Below are 4,977 nucleotides of genomic sequence, written 5' to 3'. Positions count from 1 at the left end.
GCATATTACTTATTAAGTAATACCTAAAAAAAAGAGCTCTGTCAAGTGAAGTTACTGTTTTTATTGCATTATAGAAATTTATGGTATGATATATTACTTATTTTTCGCAGAGTTACAGATTAACCTCTCTGCAAACCCTTGGGGATTCCAATACCTATAATTCTCAAGGGGAGAAGGCAAATAGAGGGAGTGAGTAGACACCACATACTTTTTTACCACTTACCAAGTAAAAAACTTTTTTAATATAAAATATACCAATAAAAGCACAGCAAATATAGCAAATATAGTATATTGAAAAGAAGAGAGTATACTTCTCATTAATATAAAAACAAGAAGTAAAACAAGAGGAATTAAAAAGCCTTTGATTATCCAATTTTTTATATCTTCTCTATTTTTTAATAAATCTTCCTTAAAAGATAATCCAGTATTTCTACTTTCTTCACATTCTTTACACCTATCAATGTTTAGAGGGTTATCTCTTCCGCAATATCTGCAGACCCACAACTCACCTTTTGATATTTTAAGCTCTTTAGTAGTAATTTTGATTTTTTGTCGTATCTCGGGCGTATCCTCAATTTGGTAGGCTTTTTTATAATAATATAGCGCTTTATCATTTTTATCAATTTTAAAGTAGACATCTCCCAACGCAACGTATGGAGCGCTTATGTTGGGCTGCCTATTTATAGTTTCTTTTAAGTGCTCTATATTTCTTTCTATTTCAGCCTCTTCAGCAACTTTATTAAACGAATTTTCTAAAAAAGAGACTATTAAGCAAGCAATAGGTATAAAAAAAATAATATAAAAATTTACATACATTGACTTGATGCTATGGCAATGAAGAAGGAATGCAAGTATACTAATAAGAGATAAAACGAGAAAAGAAATCTTACTCATTTCATCTTCAAGATACTTATCAAGAACAAGAAAATAATATTCTACAGATATAATAACAAAAACAAAAACCAGCCATATACCAAAAAAATATCCTGCACCCATTTTATTCTTTTAAAGATACATTTTCACTTGATTTACCATTTTTCGAAATGGACTATCTCCTCAAGTTTCTTTTTATTTTTAGATAAGCAAAACAAGTCTATATTTGTAGGATATCCAATAGGAGTTAATGCCACAACGTTTATATCTTCTGGTATAGATAAAAACTCCTTTATTTTATGGTTATCAAAAGACCCTATCCAGCAAGTAGCAAGCCCTTCTGCTCTTGCTATAAGTGTAATATGGTCCATCACAATAGCACCATCTATCAACATCCCATAATCTGCCATATAATTACCTCTATTTTTTTTGGCATTTTTTGCACAAACTACAAGCAGAGCAGGGGCATCAGATATAAATTTTTGGTTCATACATAAAGGCACCATATCTTTTCTTCTCACCTCATCTTTTATAACGATAATACTTACTTCATAAGGAGGACTGCAACTTGGAGAGTTTCTTGCTATATCAACAATTTTCATTAAAACATCATCAGGAATTACGTTAGATTTAAATTCTCTTATACATCTTCTTGTTTTTAATATCTCATAAAAATCCATTTTTTCCTCACTTAAATATTTTTTTCATTGTTTAATTTTGTGCATCTTTGAGTAAAAACTCAACCTTTCTTACACCAGAAGGTATTATGTAAACATCTTCTTTCTTTTTGATCGCCCTATTTTCTAAACTTACAACAAAATGGTCAGGGAAAACTATTTTAGATGGCATCACAGAAGGAGAATCAGCAGAAAGAGTTAACCGACATCTGTTTTCGTTAATCATAAGCGCTTCTATGTTAACACGTCCTTTAGGGAGATATAACCCTTTTAAAGCAGTTTTTTTATTATCTCTCAACCATACAAAAGGAATACCTGCTAACAACACCACTTCATCTTTCCGTTCAAAATAGAAAGAGTTAATCATCATATCAATAATACGTCCACTTCCGCTTCCGTTAGGTTGCCAAGGTGTGTATGCGGGGTTACGTAAAGAAAAACGTTCTTGGACAAGAAAGGTTTCTTCTGTCATTCCATATTTTAGAAAAGTTTGGAAAGCAAGAAAAGCTTTCTTATATTCTCCTCGCCTAAAGTATATATCCTGCCAATAATATTCGCTGTTACCGATATATACAACCTCTCTATCCATTTTTCCCATAAATGGACCATAAGCAAGATTCTTTTCGTAGTAATCTATAAAATTACTTCCACTTTTACTATCAATATCTAGAACGTTTGTGAAAAACAATTGTTGTGCTCCACTTATATATTCAAATTTTTGTGTAATTCGTGTTTTTTTATCATCAGTAAGAATTTTACGTTCGATAAATCCGTCAGAACGGGTCATATACTCTATTGCTTTGATTAAATCGTTTTTATAAATTTGGGTTTCTATACTTATTTCTTCAGATTTTTCGTTACCAATCTCATTAAGTAGGGTAGAAAACTTTTGTAATCCCCAAAAAGTAAAACTGTCTGTTTTAGCTACAATATAACCTACATCTCCATCAGTAGCGTTTCCAAAAGGCATAAGGCCGTAGTATGGGGGACGAGTTCCATCTTCATTAAGTTTTCGGGTTGCTCTTAGTTCTCCAATAATCCAATTTGCCGCTTTAAACATATTGGGTAGGTACTCTTCTAAAAAAAATTCATCTTTAGAATATCTGTAATATTCAACAGCTAATGCAAGTGCCGAACCTGTTGTGCAGAGCCAACGAGGTCCAGTGGTTCCTATAGCACCATCTGTGGTTGTTAATCTGCCTGAAGGAGGAAACCCTGAATCCTGCAAACTAAAAATAAAAGAAAGAGCATCTCTTACAAGGTCAAAGTATCCAAGTTTAAGCACAGGTAAAAGCATAAGGGTTGCTTCCCACACCCAAACAAAATGGCGGGCTGTGAAACCACCCTGGGTAGGTATCAAATAATTCTCTCCTGAAGGACGTATTAACAACTGTTTGATGGTAGTAACCATTCTGAACATAATATCGTCCCACCTGTTGTAAGGGAATTCGAGAGAAGTTTTATTTGTATCTTTTTCTTCTTCTTTAAAATTTGCTAATAAAGGTTTCCGGCTTTTTTCGTAATCAGAAGAGTTTATTGAATAAATGTGGGAGTCACTTATATTCTCATAATTGGTAAAAAGAAGTATGTAGAAACTTGAGGATGTTCCCGGTTGTAACTCTGAATTAAAACAGATTGTCTGTCGTACTTTTTTATATCTTAAATCTGGCGTAACAAAATAAGGGGTTTCGTAATCGAAACGTTTGTTAAAATCTTTATCAACAAAATTTCTTTCTGATTCCCATTGAAAATTAAACTTTTCCGGAATTATAAGCCCTATCTGTTTATTATTAAGGGTTATTCTGTTGACAGAAACACCACTACGTTTACATTGTAGATACTTTTTAGCATCTCTATAAAATGGTACATAATGCATATCAAAAGCTTTTTCTTCAGGAAGAAAAGAAACTTTTGCTCTTAAGGTTATTAGTCGTGAAGACGTATCTTCATTGGCAACAGTTGCTTTTATCCAAAGAATGTTCTGTGAATTATCTAACGGCTGGCAAAAATATTCAAGTGTGTAGTGTATATCCCACGCAAAATAGTCTGCTTCTACTATTGGGTATTTACCTTCAACAAGATTCATATTTGTAAACCGACAATCTGGTATAAAGGGAGGGTCATCAAAAGCAAACTGAACAACCATAATTTCATTTTTAGTTCGTCTTAATCTCTTTTTTACCTGTTCCTTAGATATCCCTGGATAAGTTCGTAGACGGCTAACATTAAAAGCAGAATCAACAATAACAAAATCTGATGTATGGACAGGATGGATGGGCATATGAACAGTTAAGGGTGGGTGCCAGTTTTTCTGGTTTTCGCGAAGAATTTTTTCCCATTTTAAATCTTCTATTTTCCTATATCCAAGTTTCATAAATTATCCTTCCCCAGGGTCTTTTAGAGATAGAACATTAAATCGGGTTTAAAAAAGCGAATCTTTATACTCTTCTTCTGGTTCCTCTTTTTTTATTTCTTCGGCAGATGGTGTTGAAACATTTTCTTTCCTAAAAAGAATATTTTCAACAGGTGGTGTTCCTGCATCTTTTACCCATTTACAAAATTCGCATTTTTCAGAACTCTCAGGTATATCAACTTGTTCAAGACAGGTTATAGCATTGTTAATAGCCTCTTGAGCATGTTGTAAGTCTAATTTTATTTGTTTAATATCTATAATAAAATCGATTTTCTGTTCTTCAGGTTCAGGTACCATTTTTTCTGGGCAATAATATATAAGGTACGCTCTGTCATTAACAGGTAACCCATTATTTTTTAACAAAACAGAGTATAACTCCATTTGCAGTTGATATGTAGGATGAACATTTGGAGTTGGATTTGCTCTTGTTTTATGGTCAAGAGGAGAGTGAGTTCCATCCGGACTTACAAGACAATCGTCAAGTTTTCCCAGTAGACAGTAACCCCTTTTTATATCAGAGAAATAGGTGGGTTTTAGAGCGTATACCAACCTACCTTCCATATCATTTTTTAAAATAGGAGGCAGTTCGCTTATCTTTCGGTAATAATCAAAATATTTTTTAACAACGCTGTCTATACCTATAGCAATAGAAGGCATAGGACCTCTTGGTCTTTTAATTTCATATTTAATGTGTAGATAAAAACATCTTGGACAATCTTCGTGCAGGTTGATTGTAGATGGAGATAAAAATATTTTTTTCATTTTTCCGCTTTTTTTGTATTAAAATTCTATTATTACTTAATATAATTGTATTATGAAAAACCTTTTTCGTCCACAAATCTTTAAGGTGAAGTATATATTTATACCATTTAATTTTAAAATAGTAACTAAATAAGTCTTTTCCAGTCAAATAATGAGCCTGAAATAATTAAGGGTCACAAACAGGCATAATTTTTTTTAATAACCTGCTTCTTTGTTTTTGTACTATATCTGCCATTTCATTGTCAGTCTTGC

General features: G+C 32.5%; 4 protein-coding genes. All 4 read right to left on the bottom strand.

The annotated features are described in order from the left end of the window. Window positions 1–219: 219 nt before the first annotated feature. From M0P98_09175 to M0P98_09160, 4 genes are read right to left on the bottom strand one after another with little or no spacing between them, the layout of a single operon-like run. Window positions 220–996, bottom strand: a complete 777-nt coding sequence (locus M0P98_09175; protein ID MCK9267018.1) for a tetratricopeptide repeat protein — start codon at window positions 994–996, stop codon at window positions 220–222. A gap of 32 nt (window positions 997–1,028) precedes the next feature. Further along, the gene (locus M0P98_09170) at window positions 1,029–1,553 is read right to left on the bottom strand and encodes a nitroreductase family protein (GenBank protein ID MCK9267017.1); all 525 of its coding nucleotides are present in this window, start codon (window positions 1,551–1,553) and stop codon (window positions 1,029–1,031) included. Window positions 1,554–1,584: 31 nt separating this feature from the next. Further along, complete coding sequence (locus tag M0P98_09165) at window positions 1,585–3,924, bottom strand: hypothetical protein (protein MCK9267016.1); 2,340 nt, start codon at window positions 3,922–3,924, stop codon at window positions 1,585–1,587. 48 nt (window positions 3,925–3,972) lie between these two features. Beyond that, on the bottom strand, window positions 3,973–4,725 hold the full coding sequence (locus tag M0P98_09160; protein MCK9267015.1) for a PD-(D/E)XK nuclease family protein: 753 nt from the start codon (window positions 4,723–4,725) through the stop codon (window positions 3,973–3,975). Between the last annotated feature and the right edge of the window lie 252 nt (window positions 4,726–4,977).

It is taken from the genome of bacterium, from assembly GCA_023230585.1.
In the GTDB taxonomy this organism is placed as follows: domain Bacteria; phylum Ratteibacteria; class UBA8468; order B48-G9; family JAFGKM01; genus JALNXB01.
This window is presented reverse-complemented; position numbering and strand designations above follow the sequence as displayed.